This window comes from Bifidobacterium vespertilionis (genome assembly GCF_008698145.1).
Taxonomy (GTDB): domain Bacteria; phylum Actinomycetota; class Actinomycetes; order Actinomycetales; family Bifidobacteriaceae; genus Bifidobacterium; species Bifidobacterium vespertilionis.
Map to the genome: position 1 here is coordinate 157,296 of NZ_RZNZ01000003.1, position 18,879 is coordinate 176,174.

General features: G+C 65.6%; 20 protein-coding genes. 9 read left to right on the forward strand and 11 right to left on the reverse strand.

The window, feature by feature from the left end; translation table 11 throughout:
• Positions 1-411: 411 nt before the first annotated feature.
• The gene (locus EMO90_RS03400) at positions 412-1,947 is read left to right on the forward strand and encodes an L-serine ammonia-lyase (RefSeq protein ID WP_190971905.1); all 1,536 of its coding nucleotides are present in this window, start codon (positions 412-414) and stop codon (positions 1,945-1,947) included.
• A gap of 21 nt (positions 1,948-1,968) precedes the next feature.
• Here EMO90_RS03400 and EMO90_RS03405 read toward each other — a convergent pair whose 3' ends face one another.
• A complete protein-coding gene (locus tag EMO90_RS03405; RefSeq protein WP_150353086.1) occupies positions 1,969-2,568 on the reverse strand; it encodes a hypothetical protein in 600 nt (199 codons plus the stop codon).
• A 178-nt stretch (positions 2,569-2,746) separates the two neighbouring features.
• On the opposite strand from EMO90_RS03405, the gene EMO90_RS03410 reads away from it, so the two are divergent.
• The 3 genes from EMO90_RS03410 to EMO90_RS03420 all read left to right on the forward strand — a co-directional run bounded on the left by EMO90_RS03410 (position 2,747) and on the right by EMO90_RS03420 (position 6,550).
• Positions 2,747-4,426 (forward strand): acetolactate synthase large subunit, encoded by a 1,680-nt coding sequence (locus EMO90_RS03410; RefSeq protein WP_150353087.1) that lies wholly within the window; start codon positions 2,747-2,749, stop codon positions 4,424-4,426.
• Between the two features lie 155 nt (positions 4,427-4,581).
• Positions 4,582-5,835 (forward strand): alpha-amylase family protein, encoded by a 1,254-nt coding sequence (locus EMO90_RS03415; RefSeq protein ID WP_150353151.1) that lies wholly within the window; start codon positions 4,582-4,584, stop codon positions 5,833-5,835.
• A 76-nt stretch (positions 5,836-5,911) separates the two neighbouring features.
• On the forward strand, positions 5,912-6,550 hold the full coding sequence (locus EMO90_RS03420) for a TetR/AcrR family transcriptional regulator (protein ID WP_150353088.1): 639 nt from the start codon (positions 5,912-5,914) through the stop codon (positions 6,548-6,550).
• A gap of 6 nt (positions 6,551-6,556) precedes the next feature.
• Here EMO90_RS03420 and EMO90_RS03425 read toward each other — a convergent pair whose 3' ends face one another.
• A complete protein-coding gene (locus EMO90_RS03425) occupies positions 6,557-7,501 on the reverse strand; it encodes a DMT family transporter (RefSeq protein WP_223849638.1) in 945 nt (314 codons plus the stop codon).
• A gap of 152 nt (positions 7,502-7,653) precedes the next feature.
• On the opposite strand from EMO90_RS03425, the gene EMO90_RS03430 reads away from it, so the two are divergent.
• Positions 7,654-8,589 (forward strand): isoaspartyl peptidase/L-asparaginase family protein, encoded by a 936-nt coding sequence (locus EMO90_RS03430; RefSeq protein ID WP_150353089.1) that lies wholly within the window; start codon positions 7,654-7,656, stop codon positions 8,587-8,589.
• 24 nt (positions 8,590-8,613) lie between these two features.
• The gene (locus EMO90_RS03435; RefSeq protein ID WP_150353090.1) at positions 8,614-9,402 is read left to right on the forward strand and encodes an SDR family NAD(P)-dependent oxidoreductase; all 789 of its coding nucleotides are present in this window, start codon (positions 8,614-8,616) and stop codon (positions 9,400-9,402) included.
• Positions 9,403-9,712: 310 nt separating this feature from the next.
• Here EMO90_RS03435 and EMO90_RS03440 read toward each other — a convergent pair whose 3' ends face one another.
• Positions 9,713-10,423 (reverse strand): SDR family NAD(P)-dependent oxidoreductase, encoded by a 711-nt coding sequence (locus EMO90_RS03440; protein ID WP_150353091.1) that lies wholly within the window; start codon positions 10,421-10,423, stop codon positions 9,713-9,715.
• 248 nt (positions 10,424-10,671) lie between these two features.
• On the opposite strand from EMO90_RS03440, the gene EMO90_RS03445 reads away from it, so the two are divergent.
• Positions 10,672-11,181 (forward strand): NAD(P)H-dependent oxidoreductase, encoded by a 510-nt coding sequence (locus EMO90_RS03445; protein WP_150353092.1) that lies wholly within the window; start codon positions 10,672-10,674, stop codon positions 11,179-11,181.
• 86 nt (positions 11,182-11,267) lie between these two features.
• Here EMO90_RS03445 and EMO90_RS03450 read toward each other — a convergent pair whose 3' ends face one another.
• The 3 genes from EMO90_RS03450 to EMO90_RS03460 all read right to left on the reverse strand — a co-directional run bounded on the left by EMO90_RS03450 (position 11,268) and on the right by EMO90_RS03460 (position 14,473).
• Positions 11,268-12,557, reverse strand: coding sequence for a uracil-xanthine permease family protein (locus EMO90_RS03450; protein WP_150353093.1), 1,290 nt, complete (start codon positions 12,555-12,557; stop codon positions 11,268-11,270).
• Between the two features lie 156 nt (positions 12,558-12,713).
• On the reverse strand, positions 12,714-13,532 hold the full coding sequence (locus tag EMO90_RS03455) for a histidine phosphatase family protein (protein ID WP_150353094.1): 819 nt from the start codon (positions 13,530-13,532) through the stop codon (positions 12,714-12,716).
• A gap of 194 nt (positions 13,533-13,726) precedes the next feature.
• Positions 13,727-14,473 carry a helix-turn-helix domain-containing protein gene (locus EMO90_RS03460; RefSeq protein ID WP_150353095.1) on the reverse strand — a complete coding sequence of 249 codons (747 nt, stop codon included), beginning with the start codon at positions 14,471-14,473 and terminating at the stop codon, positions 13,727-13,729.
• Positions 14,474-14,650: 177 nt separating this feature from the next.
• Here EMO90_RS03460 and EMO90_RS12580 point away from each other — a divergent pair, with 177 nt between their 5' ends.
• Complete coding sequence (locus EMO90_RS12580) at positions 14,651-14,782, forward strand: hypothetical protein (RefSeq protein ID WP_263390664.1); 132 nt, start codon at positions 14,651-14,653, stop codon at positions 14,780-14,782.
• A gap of 294 nt (positions 14,783-15,076) precedes the next feature.
• On the opposite strand, the gene EMO90_RS03465 is transcribed toward EMO90_RS12580, so the two are convergent.
• Positions 15,077-15,769, reverse strand: a complete 693-nt coding sequence (locus EMO90_RS03465) for a L,D-transpeptidase (protein WP_190971906.1) — start codon at positions 15,767-15,769, stop codon at positions 15,077-15,079.
• 275 nt (positions 15,770-16,044) lie between these two features.
• On the opposite strand from EMO90_RS03465, the gene EMO90_RS03470 reads away from it, so the two are divergent.
• The gene (locus EMO90_RS03470) at positions 16,045-17,094 is read left to right on the forward strand and encodes an FAD-dependent oxidoreductase (RefSeq protein WP_150353096.1); all 1,050 of its coding nucleotides are present in this window, start codon (positions 16,045-16,047) and stop codon (positions 17,092-17,094) included.
• A gap of 143 nt (positions 17,095-17,237) precedes the next feature.
• Here the strand turns inward: EMO90_RS03470 and EMO90_RS03475 are convergent, their stop codons facing one another.
• The 4 genes from EMO90_RS03475 to EMO90_RS03490 form a co-directional block, all read right to left on the reverse strand.
• The gene (locus tag EMO90_RS03475; RefSeq protein ID WP_150353097.1) at positions 17,238-17,660 is read right to left on the reverse strand and encodes a peptide deformylase; all 423 of its coding nucleotides are present in this window, start codon (positions 17,658-17,660) and stop codon (positions 17,238-17,240) included.
• Positions 17,661-17,748: 88 nt separating this feature from the next.
• A complete protein-coding gene (locus EMO90_RS03480; RefSeq protein ID WP_150353098.1) occupies positions 17,749-18,246 on the reverse strand; it encodes a GNAT family N-acetyltransferase in 498 nt (165 codons plus the stop codon).
• A 2-nt stretch (positions 18,247-18,248) separates the two neighbouring features.
• A complete protein-coding gene (locus EMO90_RS03485; RefSeq protein ID WP_150353099.1) occupies positions 18,249-18,458 on the reverse strand; it encodes a zinc ribbon domain-containing protein in 210 nt (69 codons plus the stop codon).
• 82 nt (positions 18,459-18,540) lie between these two features.
• Entirely contained in the window at positions 18,541-18,834 is a 294-nt protein-coding gene (locus EMO90_RS03490; RefSeq protein WP_150353100.1) for a hypothetical protein, read from the reverse strand.
• Between the last annotated feature and the right edge of the window lie 45 nt (positions 18,835-18,879).

The following is an 18,879-nucleotide window of genomic DNA, read 5'->3' on the forward strand; positions in this document are numbered from 1 at the left end:
TGAAATAAAGCCATTTTGAAATCCCTGTGACCGGGAATGGGCACGCCATGTCACACGCCCGGTCACAGCGCACACCCGGTCACGCACGCCGGGTCACACGCCCGGCCAAGCGTTCGACATGAAGGGCAACGTCATCCTGAGCGAAGTCCGACAGGGCGGAGCGAAGGATCCTTAACTATCCGCACAAGATTAAGGATCCTTCGCTCCGCTCAGGATGACGCGGGAGAGCTCTCACTGCGCGCTCAGGATGACGAACGCTACGCGCAGGATTGGAAGGGCGCTCGCCTCGCTCAGGATGACGGGTCGGCGGGTAGCGACGCGCGAAACCCGGAGATCAGACGTCCGGTACATTCATGCCTTACCCTTGTGTTGTCAAGTGATAGTCCACCATTCGGATTCGGAGGTTTGCGGATGCTCAGCGTGCTGGATATGTTCTCGATCGGCGTCGGCCCGTCCTCATCGCATACGGTGGGCCCCATGCGCGCCGCAGCGGCGTTCGCCGGATCGCTCGCAGACCGCGGAATTCTGGACGATGTGGCGAACGTGAAGGTCACGCTCTACGGCTCCCTCGCCTCCACCGGTCTGGGCCACGGCACCGATCGCGCGGCGATCGCCGGGCTGGAGGGATCCCTGCCGAACGACGTGGACACGGCCGATCTGCTGCACATCCGCGAGCGCGTGGATCGCGACGGCGTGATCCGTCTGGCCGGCACCCGCAGTCTTCCCTTCGTGTACGATCGCGACATCGTCTTCGAGCGGTGGATCACCCCGCGCCGGCACCCGAACGGCATGCGCTTCGAGGCAAGCGCCGCGGACGGCCGTCCGCTGGCCGATGACGTGTGGTTCTCCGTGGGCGGCGGATTCATCCAGCAGGGCGTGCCGGCCGATCTGGAACCGGCCAAGCCGGGCGACGCCGAGCACGCCGACGATCCAGCCACCGTCAATACCACCAACGCCACCGACGCCCCCAACGCCACGGACGCCGCGGAAACCCCGGTCCCCCACCCGTTCACCTCCGCCGAGGAAATGCTGGCGATCTGCGCGCGCGAGGGCATTTCGATCGCCGAACTGGTGTGGCGCAACGAGATCGCCATGCGCACTGGCGGCAGCGAGACGCCGGTGGACATGGATTCCCCGCTCGCCCGTCATGCGGCCGACGATCTGCGCGCCTCGCTGCTCAAGGTGTGGCGCGTGATGCGCGAATGCGTGCACAACGGCTGCACGAGCGCGGAGCCGATCCTTCCCGGTGGACTTGAGGTGGCCCGGCGCGCCCCGAAGCTATACGCCCGGTTCACCGCCGATCCGCTCGATCCCAGCAACCCGTCCGGACCGGGCCATTCGCTGTCCGACCGTGCATCGGCCGTGGAATGGGTGGATCTGTTCGCCCTCGCGGTGAGCGAGGAGAACGCGGGCGGCGGGCGGATCGTCACTGCCCCCACGAACGGTTCGGCCGGCATCATCCCGGCCGTGCTGCACTATTACTGGCTGTTCGCCGACGATCCGAGCGAGGACGGCGTGATCCGCTTCCTGCTCACCGCCGGCGCGGTGGGCATGCTGTTCAAGCGCAACGCCTCCATCTCCGGCGCCGAGGTGGGCTGCCAGGGCGAGGTCGGGTCGGCCTGCTCCATGGCCGCGGCCGGCATGTGCGCGGTGCTGGGCGGCACGCCGGCGCAGGTGGAGAACGCGGCGGAGATCGGCATTGAGCACAATCTGGGGCTCACCTGCGACCCGATCGGCGGGCTGGTGCAGATCCCGTGCATCGAACGCAACGCAATGGCGGCGAACACGGCCATCAACGCGGCCCGCATGGCCATGCTGGGCGACGGCTCGCACGTGGTCTCCCTCGACCAGGCGATCCGCACCATGAAGCAGACCGGCGCGGACATGATGAGCAAATACAAGGAGACCTCGCAGGGCGGCCTTGCGGTCAACGTGGTGGAGTGCTGAGCATGTCGGCCAGCATCGCCATCACGACACAACGACGATGCTCCCCTTCATCGTGACGCCTTCGTCCAGCCGGTAGTCATCCTCGCTAGACTCCGTCCCGTCATCGCCATCGCAGCGGATCTGCCCCTGATCGATGGTGAACTGCACGCGCGTGAGCTTCCCGTCATCCCTCCGCATGGGCAGGGTAAAGGTCCGGTGCACGTCGGGGGTGAACACGATCGCGGATATGCGACGGTGCCGCGTGTCACCGTCGCTGTCCGTATAGTCGGAGCCGTAGCGCAGGTCGAGATCGAAGTCGTCTGGATCCACGCCCACCAGATCGTCGGGCATGCCCCGTCCCTGGTTCCACGAGGAGTGGATCATGCCCAGCGTCGCCACGACCACGAACGCGGCGCCCAGGATGAGACGCCCCTGCCAGCCCGCAGGCAGTCGCAGCGCGGCGATGACGCGGTCCAAAGACCCGTCCAGGGGGACGAGGAAAAAGAATACGTACGCCAACGCCGACGCGAACACGACGGTGAGGAGGAAGACCACCCATAGGGGCAAGCCCTTCCACTGGCGGCGCGCGAACTCGTGATCCCCGGTGACCCATTCATGCATCTTTGCGTGTTGTTGTTCCATGATCCAATCATGGCAGATCAAGATGAATAACAAGCGCGCGAACGGTGAATGCAGGATGTCCCGGCTGCAAAGACCGGCTGCAAAGGCACCGACCCGGACAATCGGGGCATGCCACCGGAAACACGGACGTCATACGGCGGTGCCATGCTATCGGCCCGTGAGCGAAGCAAGGAGCGCAATGAGCAACCAGAGCAAGCATGTCAGGACCACGGCCGATCTGTTCGTCGAATGCCTCGTCAACGAGGGCGTGCGCGTGATGTTCGGCATCCCGGGCGAGGAGAACATCCCGCTCATGGAGGCCATCGAACGCGACGGGCGCATCCGATTCATCCTGACCCGCCACGAGCAGGGAGCCGGCTTCATGGCGGCCACGCACGGGCATCTGACCGGAGAGCCGGGCGTGTGCCTGGCCACGCTGGGACCCGGCGCGCTGAACCTCACGCTGCCGGTGGCACAGGCCAATGCGAGCACCGTGCCGCTGGTCGCCATCTGCGCGCAGGGCGATGTGGGACGCCTGTACAAGGAGTCGCACCAGATCATCGACCTTGAATCCGTGTTCCGACCGCTCACCCAGTGGACGAGCATGGTCATGACCCCGGAGTCCGTGCCGGAGATGATCCGCAAGGCCTTCTCCATCGCCCAGCGCAAGCGACCGGGCGCCACCTGCCTGATCCTGCCCGAGGATGTGGCGGAGATGCCCGCTCCGGAAGGCGCCAAGCCGCTCCCCCTGCCCAAACCGGTGCAGATCGTGCCCACGACCGGCACCATCGAGGAGGCCGTGGACATCATCGCCGGCGCCAGGCATCCCATCATCCTGGCGGGCAACGGCGTGGCGCGCGGGCATGCGGAGAACCGGCTGCTGGCGCTGGCCGAGCAGCTCAACGTGCCGGTGGCCACCACGTTCGAGGGCAAGGGCGTGATCTCCGACCGCATCCCCAACGCGCTGGGCGTGGTGGGCTTCATGCGCCACGACTATGAGAACTTCGCGTTCGACCAGGCCGATCTGATCATCGCCATCGGCTTCTCCATCCAGCAGTTCGATCCGAAGAAGATCAACCCGAACGACGACAAGACGATCATCCACATCAACACGTTCGCCGAGGACACCGACGCGCACTACTCCACGGCCCTGAACATCATGGGCGACATCGACGCGACGCTGGCCGCGCTGATCGCCGGGCTCAAGGCGCATCACGTCAGCTTCGACGAATCGCACCCGAAGATCCACGAGCTGCTCACGGACGAATACATGTCCCACGCCGACGACGACGCGTTCCCCATGAAGCCCCAGCGCGTGGTCTACGAGACCCGCCGGGCCATGGAGACCGACACGGACATCACATTGGTGGACACGGGTGCCCTGAAGATGTGGATGGCCCGCCTGTACCCCACGTACTATTCGAACACCTGCGTGATCGACAACTCCCTGTCCACCATGGCCTGGACGCTGCCGGGCGCGGTGGCCGCCTCGCTGGAGCATCCGGGACGGCCGGTGCTCGCGGTGATGGGCGACGGCAGCTTCATGATGAACGTGCAGGAGCTGGAAACGGCCGTGCGCGTGGGCGCCCGCATGGTGGTGCTCGTGTGGGTGGACGAGGCGTACGGCCTGATCAAGTGGAAGATGGACATCCACGACGGCAGCCACGAGTACGTGGACTTCGGCAACCCGGACGTGGTGGAGCTGGCCTCCAGCTTCGGCGCGAAGGGCCACGAGATCACCGCGGCGGACGAGCTCTACCCGGTGCTGCGCTCGGCCCTGAGAAGCGGCTCGGGCGTGGACATCATCGCCTGCCCGGTGGATTACCGCGAGAACATGAAGCTCATCGAGAAGCTGGGCGACATCGACTTCGGCAGCTGACGGCGCACAAGGCATACCGCACAAGGCGCACAGGGGGACGGCGTGGCGTCGGATGCCGGTGCGGCGGTTCTCTGCCACAATGGAATCACCGTATGAAGGAGGCCACTATGCATCCGTCTTCCGATCATTCCCCCGTCCCCGCCAGCTCCCGTCCCATGCCCGACTGGGTGCGCTACGGCATCTGGTGGCACATCTATCCGCTGGGCTTCGTGGGCGCGGACATCCGCCCGTCCGGCCCGCGCGAGTTCCATGGCCGGGGCCTCGATTCGATCGTCGACTGGCTGGGCTATGCGCGCGATCTGGGCGTCTCCGGCCTGTTGCTCGGCCCGATCTTCGAGTCGGCCACGCATGGCTACGACACGCTGGACCACATGCATGTTGACGTGCGTCTGGGCGGGGACGCGGCCTTCGATCGTCTGGCCGAATCGTGCCGCGAGTACGGCATGAGCCTGGTGCTCGACGGCGTGTTCAATCATGTGGGATGGGCGCATCCGGCCGTGCAGGACGCGCTGGCCGGTCGGGCGGACGGGCCATGGGCAGGCATGGTGGCCACCCATCCCGGCCCCGACGGCAGGCCGGAGCTCAACGTGTTCGAAGGCCACGGCGGTCTGGTAGATCTCAACCATGCCGATCCCCGCACGGCCGATTACGTGGCCCGGGTGATGAACCACTGGCTGGACCGCGGCGCGGCCGGATGGCGGCTCGACGCGGCCTATGCCACGGACGTCTCATTCTGGCGGCATGTGCTCCCGGCGGTGCGCGCAAAGCACCCGCACACGTGGATCTTCGGCGAGGTGATCCACGGCGACTACCCGGCCATCGTGCGCGATTCGGGCATGGATTCGGTCACGCAGTACGAGCTGTGGAAGTCGATCCGGCACAGCATTCAGACCGAAAACTTTTTCGAGCTGGACTGGAACCTCACCCGCCACAACGGCTTCCTGGACACGTTCACGCCGCAGACGTTCATCGGCAACCACGATGTGACGCGCATCGCCTCGGAAATCGGCCCGGAACGCGCGGTGCTCGCGCTGGCCGCGCTCATGACCGCCGGCGGCGTGCCGAGCATCTACTACGGCGACGAGCAGGCCTACGTGGGCGTCAAGGAGGAGCGCGTGGGCGGCGACGACGACATCCGCCCGAAGTTCCCCCTCTCCCCCGACGAGCTGTCGCCGGTGGGCGCGTGGATGTACCGGGCGCATCAGGCGCTCATCGCCCTGCGACGCCAGCACCCCTGGCTGATGGGCGCGCGCACGGAGAAACTGCTGCTGGAGAACAAGCGGTACCGGTACCGTTCCGTAAGCGCGGACGGTCGCGATTCGATCGTTGTGGAGCTGGCGCTGGAGCCCACGGCATCCGTGGCGATCACCGCGCCGGACGGCCGCACGCTGTACCACTACTCCGCATAGCGCGGGCATACGGTCCTGCCCATGACTAACATGGTTCCCCAATACGCAACATGCTGTCGAGAGATAGGGGGCACCCATGGCGAACAAGCAGCCCGAGGTCACCGCGCGCACCCGCGCACGGCTGCGCCACGCATTCTGGGAACTGTACGCGGTCAAGCCGATCGAGAAGATCTCCGTGCGCGAGATCACCGAGCGCGCCGGATACAATCGGGCCACCTTCTACCTGCACTACCAGAGCGTGTACGATCTGCTGCACCAGATCGAGGATGAGCTGCTGAGCCATCGGCGGCATCTGTTCGAGGGCCTGGAGCACACGGACCCGACCGCGATCCCATCCACACACCTGCCGAACCGGGAGGAGCTGGAGCGCCAGATCCAGGCGTTCGTGGCCGTCACCAAGCGGGACGCGCCCTATCTGGCCGTGCTGCTGGGACCACACGGCGACGCCGAATTCCTGGAGCGGATCAAGAACGTGGACGTGCGGCTCATCGCCATGTACGCGGGCGTGCCCGCGACGGCTGCCCCCACGGCCACCACGCGCGAATACGTCAGGGAGTTCTACGTCTCCGGTCTGCTTGCGGTGATGCGCAAGTGGCTGGCCGATCCGAACGCGATGCCGATCGAGCAGTTCGTGCGCTTTCTGATCGAGGCGTTCTTCCCAGCGCTGCGCGACGCACGCCAGGGCACGTATCGGCCACCCGCCGAATCCGCCTGATGCGCGCTACCGCACCAAAAACACCATGATGATGATCAGCGCGAACCCGGTCAGATCAACCGGCGTGAACACCGCCGACGTCCACAGCACGGCCGAGACCGTGGCCATGACCGGCTCCATCGTGCCGAGCATCGTGGCGCGCATCGGGCCGGCCTTCATGGAACCGACCAGAAACAGCCAGAACGCGCCGAACGTGCCGGCGAGCACGGTGAACGCCATCAGCCCCCATCCGCGCGCGTCCAGCGGCGGCATATGCTCCCACGGACGGACGAACGGCAGCATGAAAAGTCCGGAAACGACGAACATCACGCCGTTGGTCACGAAGGCACCCCATTTGGCGATGAGTTTCAGCGGGGTGATCGCGAGCGCGGCGGTGGACAGCGCGTTGACCAGTCCCCAAGCCAGTCCCGCGGGCGGCAGGCTCAGCGTGCCCAGATTGCCGCCGGTGGCGATCAGCACCACGCCCACCAACGCGAACGCCACGCCCAATCCCTCGCGAGCGTTCGGCCCGCGGCGGCCGCGCACGCAGGTGTAGAGCAGCACGAACAGCAGGTTGAGGGACTGCAGCACGGTGGCCGTGCCCGAATTGGTCAGGTCGATCGAAGTCAGATAGGCCACCTGCACGAGCAGCACGCACACCACCGCATTGGCCAGTAACGACGGCCACGATCGCACGTCCCGCACCGCGCCGGACAGCTTCCTTGGCGTGGCGATGGCCGCGCAGGCGAGGAAGATCAGACCGGCGGCGAGCTGGCGCACGCAGGCGATCCATTCGGGGGCGATCGCGTAATCGGACATGAGGATTTTGGACACCGTGCCGTTGACGCCCCACATCGCGCCGCCGGCCAGAACCAGCAGGGATCCGATCAGAATGTCCCGGGGCGTGCGCTCCAGCGTCGCCCCGCCGTGCGCTTCGGGTTCGGTCGATCGCGTGCCATCCGCCATTCGCATGCCCCGTCTTCCGTATCATTGTGCGAGTTTGTTCCCCGGCCGTCCACCGGGGCCGAATCATTATAAGGGGATCAGGCATGTGACACGTCGGCCATCGTCGCCGCGCGGCGCGGCTAGACTTGCCGCATAACAGCCAGGGAAAGGATCATGTCATGGCACAGGCCGAATCGTCGATCGTCGTTCGGGAAACCGTAGGAGGGGCCTCGGGCCCGCTGCTGCTCATCCACGGGGGCGCCGGATCGTACGGCAAGCACTCCACGTCGGAGCGCCGCGAACAGGTCAGGCGGGATCTCAAGCGCGCATTGGACGCCGGCTGGGCGCTGCTGGCCGCCGGAGCACCCGCCACGGAGGCGGTGTGCGCGGCGATCCACGTGATGGAGGACGCCGAGGAGTTCAATGCGGGCCGCGGCGCGGCGCTCACCAGCCAGGGCAAGGCGCAGATGGACGCCTGCCTGATGACCGGTGAGGACGGCGAGGTGGGCGCGGTGGCCGGTGTGACCACGGCCCGCCATCCGATCGACGCGGCCCGCGCGGTCAAGGAGCTCACCAAGCATGTGCTGTTCGCGCATCCGGACGACGCGCAGCTGCACGAATGGGGCGTGGAGACCGAGGATCCGCAGTATTTCATCACCGAAGCCCGCAGGCAGTCGCTGGCCGATGCGCAAACCGGCGGCGATGTGTGGGAGAAGCATGGGACGATCGGCGCGGTGGCGCGCGATGCGCAGGGCCATGTGGCGGCGGCTACCTCCACGGGCGGCATCACGAACCAGCTGCCGGGCCGCGTGGGCGATTCCCCGCTGCCGGGTTGCGGCACGTATGCGGCGGACGATTCGGCCGCGATCTCCTGCACCGGCATCGGCGAGGCGTTCGTCAAGGAGGTGGCCGCGCATCAGGTGGCCGATCGCATGCGCTTCGCGGGCCAGTCGGCGTCCGAGGCCGCATCGGCCGCGCTGGACGGGGTGGCCCGGCATCACGGCGACGGCGGCATGATCGTGCTGCCCGCGCAGGGTGCCGGCGTGTTCGCGTTCAACAGCGAGATGATGAACCGGGGCTGGATGGACGATTCCGGCTTCGGCGTCGAGGCATAGGCGTCGAGTCATAGGGGAATTGCGATGGCATACACGCTGATCACCGGGGCGACCGGCGGCATCGGACGCGAGCTGGCGCTGCTGGCCGCGCGGGAGGGCCGCGATCTGATCCTCACCGCACGCAGCGAATCCCGGCTTGAGGCCGTGGCCGGCGCGATCGAGCGGGACTTCCATGTGCATGTGGCAGCCGTGGCAGTCGATCTGGCCGAGCCGGGTTCGGCGGAGCGCCTGTACGATTACACGCACGCCCACGGCTACAAGGTGGACACACTGGTCAACAACGCCGGTTTCGCCGATTGGACCGTGTATCTGAATGCCGACTGGGAACGCCAGCGCGCGATGATGCGGGTCAACATGGAGGCCGTGGCCGAACTCACATACCGCTATGGGCGGGACATGCGCGCGCAGGGGCATGGCCGCATCCTCAACATCTCCTCGGTGGCCTCGATGATGGCCGGGCCGTACATGGCCATGTACTTCGCGTCCAAGGCCTTCGTCCGATCGCTCGGCGAGGCGGTGGCGTACGAGCTGCGCGGCACCGGCGTGACCGTGACGACCGTGTGCCCCGGACCGACCACCACCGGTTTCGAGAAGGCCGCGCGCATGTCCGGCCGGAACTTCTTCACGATGACCCGGCCCGCCACCGCGGCGGCCCTGGCCCGGTTCGCGTGGCGGAGGATGAGCCGCAGGCGCGTGCTGGGCTACCATGGACTGACGTGCGCGGCCGGGGCGTTCGCCGAGCGGGCGCTGCCAAGGGCGGTCACACGCCGGATCGCCGCGTTCATGAACGGAGGGCGGCCCGGGCGGCGGTGAGGCGCCTCCCTGCGTCTCAAACCGCATCCACTACCGGAAATGGTGGCGAAACGAGACACATGTGCGCTCCCCTGCGTCCCAAACCGCACCCAATTCTGCATTCGGTGGCGAAATGAGACACAGGAGGCCCTGTCCGTGTCTCAAACCGCATCCGCTTCCGCGTTTGGTCGCGAAATGAGACACGAAAGCCCCCTCCTGCGTCTCAATTCGCATCCACTACTGGAAATGGTGGTGGTTTGAGACACACGCACACCGCTCTGCGTCTCAAACCGCCACCATTTCGACGACCGCACGCAACCCGCGCACCCGCTCAGCGGTAGTTGCGCTCGATCAGGATGTCCGAAACCGTGAGATTCGCCTCATTGACGAGGTTGAACAGGATCACCTCGGCCAGTTCCCCCGCGTCCATGAACGTGTGCTGCTTCTCCGTGGACACGTAGTCGTGGCTTTCGCGGTAGAAGTCGGTGTCGATGCCGCCGGGGTAGACGCCCACCACCTTGACGCTCGAGCCCTTGTACGCGGCCTTGAGACTCTGGGTGTATCCCTTCTCGCCCCATTTGGCGGCGCAGTAGACCGATTCGTTCGCATTGCCGCGCGTGGCGGCGGTGCTCATCACGTTGGCGATCTTGAGGTCCTGCTCCCCGCACGCCTTCAGGGTCTCCACGCTCCACAGGATCATGCCCTTGAGCCCCTTGAGGCATTTGTCCACATCGGCGGCAACGTAGTCGGCGGGGGCCTTGAACGAGGGCTGGCCGGCGTTGTTGATGAGCAGATCCACATGGCCGGTCCCGGCGATGTCGGACAGCGTGCTCTTGGCGAAGATCTCGTCGGACACATCGCCCACGAACGCGCGGTACGAGTCGGCGGGGAACTCCTTGGCCAGCTCGAGCTGGCGTTCCTCGTTGAAATCGACGCCCGCGACGAACCAGCCGCGGCGGATCAGCCCGCGCGTCAGCTCATAGCCCAGTCCCATCGCGCTGCCCGTCACGATCGCGATCGCCTTGCCGTCCGAATACCTCATGGCCGCCTCCCTGCATGTCCGCGTCTGATTGCCAATCGATCGTGCGCAGGCGGAAAGGCGCCACTGCCGCACGCACGCCCGATTGGCAGCCAGCCTATCGAACCGGTTAGACCTGTCCATTGTGCGGCGCAATTCCCGTGCATCATACGATCGGAACCTAAGCTGGGATCGGAAGACCGCGGCTTGGCAATTGCCATGACATGCCGGCCGCAACGACCCATAACCGCAACCATAAGGAGCAGTCAGCCATGTCCACACTCGTTCTGGCATTCCACCCCAAGTTCAATGAAACGTCCCGCATCGGCAAGGCGCTGGCCGAGGCCGCCAAGGCCGCCGGCGCGACCGTGGTGGACGAGTACGCCGAGTACCCGCAGTTCAACGTCGGCAAGGAGGCCGAGCAGGCCCGCGTGGACGCCGCCGACCGCGTGGTGCTGCTCTTCCCGTTCTACTGGTACAGCTCCCCCGCCCTGCTCAAGCAGTGGGAGGACACGGTGCTCACGCCGGACTGGGCGTACGGCAACGCGCACAAGCTGATCGGCAAGGAGTTCCAGGTGGCCGTCTCCACCGGATCGCCGGCCGACTCCTACACGCCCGAGGGCAAGCACCATGTCACCATGGACGAGCTGCTCAGCCCGTTCGCCACCATGGTCCACCACGTGGGCGCCACCTGGGTCAAGCCGTTCATCGTGGCCGACGTCAACAACCTGTCCGACGAGCAGCTGGCCGAAGCCGCCTCCGAGTTCGCCGCGCAGCTCTGATTCCGGCTCTGTCCGTTTCACGTGCGTAAACCCCCGCTGAGAGCATCCCAGCGGGGGTTTACGCACGTGAATGGACGAAAGGACGTCTACAGGATGTCCGGATCGTTCTTGTCGATCGTGCCGGTGGCCTTGCCGATGGCCTTGAGGCCGTGGTAGGCGACGAGCACGACGATGGTGCCGATGGCGATGCCGTTGAACTGCACGCCCTGGACGGCGAAGGTGAAGTCGGCGATGCCGATGATCATCACGATGGCCGCGACCATGATGTTGAGCGGCTTGTCGAAGTTGACCTTGTTCTCCACCCAGATGCGCACGCCGATCATGCCGATCATGCCATAGAGCAGCGTGGTCACGCCGCCGAGCACGCCGGAGGGGATGGTGTTGATGACCGCGCCGAATTTGGGGCATAGGCTCAGCAGCAGGGCGAAGCCGGCCGCGCACCAGTAGGCGGCCGTGGAGTAGACCTTGGTGGCCGCCATCACGCCGATGTTCTCGCCGTAGGTGGTGGTGCCGGAGCCGCCGCCGAAGCCGGCGATCGCGGTGCCGAGACCGTCCGCCAACAGAGCGGTGCCCATCTGGCCGTCGTAGTCGCGGCCGGTCATCTGCGCCACGGACTTGACGTGGCCCACGTTCTCGGCCACGAGCACCAGCACCACGGGCACGAACATGGGAAGGATGGAGAAGTCGACCTGCGGGGTGTGGAAGCGCGGGAAGCCGATCCAGGCTGCCTCGCCGATGGCGGAGAAGTCCACCTGGCCGCGGAAGCAGGCGTACACATAGCCCACGAGCACGCCGAGCAGGATGTTGAGTCGGCCGATCAGGCCCTTGAACAGCACGGCGATGAGCAGCACGGCCAGCAGGGTCACCAGGGCGGTGTCCATGCCCTTCTGCCAGTTGGACCACACGCTCGGGGCCAGATTGAAGCCGATGATCGCCACAATGGCACCGTTGACGACCGGCGGCATGATGATGTCGATCCACTTGGCGCCGGCGAAGTGCACGGCCACGCCCACCAGCGCGAGCAGCAGGCCGGTGACCAGGATGCCGAAACTCGCCACGGGGATGCCCTTGCCGGCGGTGGCCACGGCGCTGATCGGCGCGATGAAGCCGAACGACGAACCCAGATAGCTGGGCAGCTTGTTCTTGTTGATCAGCAGGAACAGGGCCGTCGACATGGCCGTGAAGAACAGGGTGGTCGACGGGTCGAAATGGGTCAGGATCGGCACCAGGAACGTGGCGCCGAACATGGCGATCACATGCTGCGCGCCGATGCCGGCCGTGCGGCCCCACGTCAGGCGCTCATCAGGCTCGACGACCTCGCCGGGCGCCAGGGTCTTGCCGTCGCCGTGCAAACCCCAGGAAAACAGATTGGACAACTGCGTCTCCTCGCTTTTCTCTCAGGCGCGGATCCGCGTACACTCTGCCTTTCCGCGCATGCTTCGCAGGCCATTGTAGCCTGTCCGCGGTTCCGGGGTGTTGCGTTCTACGTTGCCGGGCCCGTCGCTACGTTCCGACGGACCCGGCCAACCAACCTACAGATCCAAGTGGGGATCGACAGCGTGGACCACGTCCACCAGATCGCCGTTGGACATGACCGGGCGCTGGAACTCGCGCCACGGCTCCACCTTGACCTCCCATCGGCCGGTCTCCTCCACGTACACGGGCCGGGCGGTCTGCTCCCAGCGCACGCGCTTGGAGGTGCGGCCGGTGTTCGGATCGCGGCGGGAGTAGTGCAGACAGGTGCAGTTGGTGATCCGCCATTCAGGGGCATCCGCGCGGCGCAGGAACTCCTCGTCGGACAGGTCCTCGAGCGTGAGCATGAGGGCGAGCATGAAATCGCCATGCGTCACGGCCACCACGGATTCGGCGTCGGACTTGCGGTTGAGGGACGTGAGCAGGTTGTGGACGCGGTTCTCGGACACGTCCGCGATCGACTCGCCTGCCGGCGGTCGCCAGTACAGCGGATCGGTGGCCTTGAACATCCAATTGCGGCTGTAGTTGTTCTTGAATTCGTCCTTGGTGATGGTGTTGATCTCGCCCCAGGAGCGTTCGCGCAGCGCGCGCGTTTCCTCCCACCGGGCCTTGGGCAGGGCCATGGTCGCGGCGGTCTCGCGCGTGCGCACGTAGGGCGAGACGAGGTAGCGGTCGAACAGCTGCTGCTGGGCCACCAGCCAGCGCCCGATGCAATCGGCCTGCTTGCGGCCGGTGGCGGTGAGTCGCCAGGAGCGGTCCGGGACGGTGACGTTGTCCTGCGTGTACAGGGAGTTGTCGCCCTGCTCACCCGCTTCGACGATCACGTTCGCTTCGGATTCGCCGTGCCTGATCACATACATGTCAAGGGGCATTCCCATATGATGTTGTTCCTATTCTCGTTCTGTGTACTGATTACAACGTAGTCGATCGCGCCGCGCCGCGCATGTCCCGCCGCGCCCGTTCACGCCGGCGGAGGGAAGAATTCACCCGGACGTCACCGCGGGCCGCCGCAGGCCGCCACCCCGCCGCCAAAGCCCGGCGCCAAAGCCCATCGCCGAGCTCCACCGTCCCGTCACTCCGGCCAGATGCCGGTCTTCGCGTACCGGTCCCGATACTCCTTGGGGGTCATGCCCTCCGCCTTGCCGAACACCTTGGTGAAGTGGCTCTGCGACCGGTAGGCCAGGATCTGCGCGATCTCCGCAAGGGAGTACTGCGAGTACTTGAGCATGTTGCACGCGGCCTCCATGCGACGGTCCGTGATGTACTGGGAGACGGGTACGCCCACCTCCCGCTTGAACAGCTCGGAGAGGTACGTGGGGTTGAGCTGGACATGGTCGGCGAGCATGGCCACGGTGATCTTCTCGTGCAGATGGTAGTGGATGTAGTCCAGGCATTCGGCGATGGGCCGCGACTGCACGTCCTGTTTGGATAGGTCGGCCATGGCCCAGGTGAAGAAGGTCATCATGTCCGTGTGCAGTCGGCGCACCTCGTCCACGGTGGCGCAGTGGTCCATGTCCTGGATGTACAGGTCGGAGGCGTTGTAGGCATCTTCCTCGTCCATGCCGCCTTCGATCGCGAAGCGGGTGACCAGCGTGATGGAGGTGACGAACAGGTACTTGGCGTTGCGCACGGGATCGTCGGACACATGCCCGTACAGGCCCGAATCCCACATGCGCACGCTTTCGCGAATCGCCTCGGGGTCGCCCGCCTTCATGAGATCGTACTGCCGCATCTCCTGCACATAGGTGTGGTGCCGTACGCGGTCCTCGCGCTGGATGAACTCGAGGTACCGCAGCTTGGATTCGTCGACAACCGCCATATCGTTATCCTCGCCCTTCCCGATTGTTACGACAATATAACACTTCCAATAGTGTAGCAGATGATTATATAAAAGATGCGATCAACGCGGCATGTCCTCGACGGGCCAAGTCTTCTACCATGACAACTGTCAGCACAAAGACGAAGCGAAACGCTTCGATCGAGGAAAGGACAGATCATGACTAATGATGAAATGATGAACGCCATTCTTCGCTCGCGCATCGCCATGAACGACCCGAGCGTCGCCAACTACGCTATGGCCCAGGGCATCCTGAAGGCCATCAAGCGCGTCATGCGCAAGCACAACTGAGTTCATCTCATCAGGGCCGCAAGGCTCGACCAAAAACTTAACTGCTTATTGCTTACTTCTTTTACTTCCACATATGCGACGACCCCTTCGTCGTCGCCCCGCGTGGTCGGACTGCCACCGACCCGCACATCTCAACTCTTTGTTGATTAACGTTTCCCCACGGGCCGCATCGTTTCCCTTTTCGATGCGGCCCGTTTTTTATGCTTTCACACTCGCCCGCCCAGCGGCGCCAGCCCCGACCCCGACGACGCCGCACGCGGCGCCGTCACACGCGCAACGCGCCGCAGAACGCGCTCAGCCGATCGTGACCGGAGTGCCCTTGGGCAGCTGCTCGTGGATCCACTTGGCGTCGGCCACCGTGAGCCTCACACAGCCATGCGATGCGGGCTGGCCGAGCTTGACGGCCTCGGATTCGATGTAGTCGCCCGCATCGTAACCGGTGGGCACCGAGTGGAACAGGTAGACGCCGGTGATGCGCGTCCAGTAGTCGGCACCCATGTGATCGTACGGCGTGTAGAAGTGGTCGCCGCCCGCCCCGTTGGTGCGGAACGTGCCGTGGGGCGTGCTGTCGTTGATGCCGGTGCTGGCGACCATCTCGTAGATGACCTTGCCGGCGGACTTGACGTAGACCATCTGGTCGGCAAGGCTCACGTCCACGCTGATGTCCGAGTACTGGCTCAGGTCGGGCTGAGTGCCGGTAGGCTCGCGCCAGTTGGCGCGGACCTTGGCGATCAGCGGCTCGCGCGCCTGCTTCGCGGCAAGGGCCGCATTCACCGCCGGCGCGGAGGAACGGTCCAATTCCACGAGCTCCACCACAGGGGCCGCCGCCACCGATTGGGCCTCGCCGTGCCGTCCGTTCGCGGTCACCATGTTCGTCAGGCCCAGGCACAGCGCGATTGCGGCCAGCGAGGCGACGCTCGCGGACAGCGGGACGCGGTACGGCCTGAGGAACGCCACCCAACGGCGGATCATCGCATACATCATCATTCCCTCCCTAACGTGTCATCCGGTGCAACCATACCGCAACGAAACCCCATTCAAAGGCGCGACATACCACCGCGCAGGGCCCATCGGTGATCCACCAGCGGTCCACCGGCGGCCCATCGGCGGTCCCATCGGCGCAGCGCGTGCCAACCACGCCACACCGGCGTTACACAGCCGTCAGATGCGGGAAACGACGCCATCCTACGATCAGCCCCATCATCGGCGCGATCGGGGGCCACGCCCGTCTCCCCCGCCGTCGCGCCCGGAAGGAGCCAACCATGTCATCGTCATCACCGCTGGTGCCGCTGCCCACCCTCTCCCCCACGCCCCTGGCCGGAGAGGATGCGGAGGGCGAACTGTACGACACCGTTATCATCGGCGGCGGCCCGGCCGGACTGTCCGCGGCCATCTACCTGACGCGCGCCGGATACCGGGCGCTGGTGATCGAGGCCGGATCGTACGGCGGGCAGATCACGCTCACCAGCGAGGTGCGCAACTATCCGGGCATCGAGCGGGCGACGGGACAGTGGCTGGCGGAATCGATGCACCGGCAGGCCGCCATGTTCGGCGCGGAGTTTCTGGACGCCAAGGTGCAGCTCATCGCACCGGAGGGGGACATCAAGACCGTCGCCACGTCCGCCGGCGTGGTGCGCGCGTTCAACGTGCTGATCGCCACCGGCGCGGTGCCTCGCAAGGCCGGGTTCATCGGCGAGGAGGAATGGACCGGACGCGGGGCGGTGGCCTATTGCGCCACGTCCGCCGGCAACGTGTTCAACGGATACGACGTGTTCGTGATCGGCGGCGGGTATTCGGCGGCCGAGGAAGCCGTCTACCTCACGCAGTTCGCCAGCCATGTGACCGTGCTCGTGCGATCCGACCACTTCACCTGCGCGTCGCAGGTGGCCGAGCGTACGCTCAAGCACCCCAAGATCTCGGTGCGGTTCAACACGCAGATGCTCGCCGTGGGCGGCGATGACGATCTGCGCTGGGCCAAGCTGCGCGACCGGCGCACCGGGGAGGTGATCCAGTACCGGACGCCGCGCGGCACCGCGTTCGGCGTGTTCGTGTTCGCCGGATTCGTGCCCAACACCACGCTGGTGGACGGATTCGTGGAGCGCGACGACCGCGGCTACATCATCGTCGACTCCAAGCAGCGCACCAACGTGCCGGGCATCTATGCGGCGGGTGACGTATGCGCCAAGGACCTGCGCCAGGTGGTCACCGCGGTGGCCGATGGGGCCGTGGCGGCGCTGGACATGCAGTACCGTTCCTCGGATATGCACGAGAAGACCGGTTTGGAGCCTCCCGCCCCGGTGCCCAGGTACTGAAAGCAGAATATTTCCGATTCGTGTGGTGGTTCCGCAGTTCCGGAGCAGATAAAACCGCCGAAAAATGGCGGAATGGCGGTCCGGCTATATAATCATCCGGCAAAAACCACCACACGAATCGACAATATGGTCGGCAAGTCCGATCAGATGAGCACGCCGTCGCAGTGATCGACCTCGTGCTGGATGATCTGCGCGGTGAAGCCCTCGAATTTCGCGGTGTGCTCGCGCATGCGGCGGTCCTGGTAGGTGACGGTGATGCGCCGGTACCGCGTGGTCTCGCGCATGCCATCCAAGGACAGGCAGCCCTCCTCGGCGCCGTACGGTTCTGCCTTTGCGATGATCACGGGGTTGAACATGGTCATCGCGCGGCCGGTCGCCTCGTCGGCGAACACGATGATGCGCTTGGACACGCCGATCATGTTCGCGGCCATGCCCACGCAGGCTTCGGCGTGTGCTGCGAGGGTGTCCGCAAGATCGCGCGCGACGGCCAGATCGGCTTCGGAGGCGGTGGCGGGCGCCGAGGGGATGCGTAGGAATGATGGTGAGGTCATGATCGGTCGCTGCATGAAAAGGTCCTTTCATAATCGGTACGGGCGGTGCGCCCGGACTTCGGCGGTGTGATCAGGCGCCGGCGGCGCGCCAGGCGTCTCGGTCTCAGACCAGCGGCTTGACGAGCCAGCCGTGCGTGCCGCCATCGTACATCTCCGCGGTGCGCTCATAGCCACGGCGCTCGTAGTACGCGAACATGCCCCGATCGGCATGCACCGCCGCAAGCCGTCCGCCCGCCGCACGAATGCGGGATTCCGCGTCGTCCAGCAAACGGCCGCCGATGCCACGGCCCTGCAGACGCGGGGTCACGGCAAGGCGCGCGATCACGTAGCGACCCGTCTGATCAGGATGATCGCAATCGGCATAGAAACGGCAGGTGGCGACGGGTTGGGCGTCAGCGTCACCATCGGCATCCACGGCACCCTCGGCATCCACGGCGTCGGCTCGCGCGAACGCCAGCAGATGCACGGCCGGTCCGGTTTCGTCCCACTCGTCGAACTCCGGCCGTACATCCGCCAGCGACGTGAACGCCTCGAGCCTGATCTCGCGGGCGGCGCGGGGCGCGCGATCGTATACGCGGATGTCCAGATCGGGAGCGGCCATGGTCAGCCGACGAGGAAGTCGAGCACGTTCATGCCGCTGCTGGTCTGGGCGCGGTACAGCTCGGTGTACCCGCAGTCGCGGCAGCTGACGGTGATGAACTTCTTGTTCTGCACGTTGAAGAGCTTGGCGAACTCGCCGCCGGTGGCCTGGAACTGGTCGCTGTCGTATTCGCGGCATCCGCACTTGGCGCACACATACTGTTGCTGTTGCATGGCAATCCTTTCCGGTAATGGGTTGATCGTGAATTGGCTGGGAATCGGGTTGACGTGGAAGCGGACCGGCGAAGCGAATCGCTCAGCGGTTGACGATCTGGCTGATGGACGGGCCGACCTGCTGCTCCACGCGGTCGAAGGTCCGGCTCAGGATCAGATTACCCGGCACGGTGCCGATGAGGAACGCGAGCACGGCCGCGATCACCGCATGCAGCACGGTTTTGACGATCCTGATGACGACTTTGAACGCCACATAGGCCAATACCGCGCCCACCGCGATGGTGATCACGCTTTTCGCCGCGGCGGGCAGCATGCCGTACCACACGGCGATCCGGTCGAAGGCGGACAGGTCGAGCTTGGATAGGGTTTCTTGCATAGCCCTCACCTTGCCGTGTGGAGCCGACAATGCGCGGGCCCTCCA

What these genes read in the sequence shown, in the direction of transcription:
- EMO90_RS03475 (WP_150353097.1), bottom strand. Translation starts at nt 17,660, where the DNA reads ATGCAGCGACCGATCATGACCTCACCATCATTCCTACGCATCCCCTCG.
- EMO90_RS03400 (WP_190971905.1), top strand. Translation starts at nt 412, where the DNA reads ATGCTCAGCGTGCTGGATATGTTCTCGATCGGCGTCGGCCCGTCCTCA.
- EMO90_RS03405 (WP_150353086.1), bottom strand. Translation starts at nt 2,568, where the DNA reads ATGGAACAACAACACGCAAAGATGCATGAATGGGTCACCGGGGATCAC.
- EMO90_RS03435 (WP_150353090.1), top strand. Translation starts at nt 8,614, where the DNA reads ATGGCATACACGCTGATCACCGGGGCGACCGGCGGCATCGGACGCGAG.
- EMO90_RS03460 (WP_150353095.1), bottom strand. Translation starts at nt 14,473, where the DNA reads ATGGCGGTTGTCGACGAATCCAAGCTGCGGTACCTCGAGTTCATCCAG.
- EMO90_RS03410 (WP_150353087.1), top strand. Translation starts at nt 2,747, where the DNA reads ATGAGCAACCAGAGCAAGCATGTCAGGACCACGGCCGATCTGTTCGTC.
- EMO90_RS03485 (WP_150353099.1), bottom strand. Translation starts at nt 18,458, where the DNA reads ATGCAACAGCAACAGTATGTGTGCGCCAAGTGCGGATGCCGCGAATAC.
- EMO90_RS03415 (WP_150353151.1), top strand. Translation starts at nt 4,582, where the DNA reads ATGCCCGACTGGGTGCGCTACGGCATCTGGTGGCACATCTATCCGCTG.
- EMO90_RS03480 (WP_150353098.1), bottom strand. Translation starts at nt 18,246, where the DNA reads ATGGCCGCTCCCGATCTGGACATCCGCGTATACGATCGCGCGCCCCGC.
- EMO90_RS03470 (WP_150353096.1), top strand. Translation starts at nt 16,045, where the DNA reads ATGTCATCGTCATCACCGCTGGTGCCGCTGCCCACCCTCTCCCCCACG.
- EMO90_RS03455 (WP_150353094.1), bottom strand. Translation starts at nt 13,532, where the DNA reads ATGGGAATGCCCCTTGACATGTATGTGATCAGGCACGGCGAATCCGAA.
- EMO90_RS03430 (WP_150353089.1), top strand. Translation starts at nt 7,654, where the DNA reads ATGGCACAGGCCGAATCGTCGATCGTCGTTCGGGAAACCGTAGGAGGG.
- EMO90_RS03490 (WP_150353100.1), bottom strand. Translation starts at nt 18,834, where the DNA reads ATGCAAGAAACCCTATCCAAGCTCGACCTGTCCGCCTTCGACCGGATC.
- EMO90_RS03425 (WP_223849638.1), bottom strand. Translation starts at nt 7,501, where the DNA reads ATGCGAATGGCGGATGGCACGCGATCGACCGAACCCGAAGCGCACGGC.
- EMO90_RS03465 (WP_190971906.1), bottom strand. Translation starts at nt 15,769, where the DNA reads ATGATGATGTATGCGATGATCCGCCGTTGGGTGGCGTTCCTCAGGCCG.
- EMO90_RS12580 (WP_263390664.1), top strand. Translation starts at nt 14,651, where the DNA reads ATGACTAATGATGAAATGATGAACGCCATTCTTCGCTCGCGCATCGCC.
- EMO90_RS03445 (WP_150353092.1), top strand. Translation starts at nt 10,672, where the DNA reads ATGTCCACACTCGTTCTGGCATTCCACCCCAAGTTCAATGAAACGTCC.
- EMO90_RS03420 (WP_150353088.1), top strand. Translation starts at nt 5,912, where the DNA reads ATGGCGAACAAGCAGCCCGAGGTCACCGCGCGCACCCGCGCACGGCTG.
- EMO90_RS03440 (WP_150353091.1), bottom strand. Translation starts at nt 10,423, where the DNA reads ATGAGGTATTCGGACGGCAAGGCGATCGCGATCGTGACGGGCAGCGCG.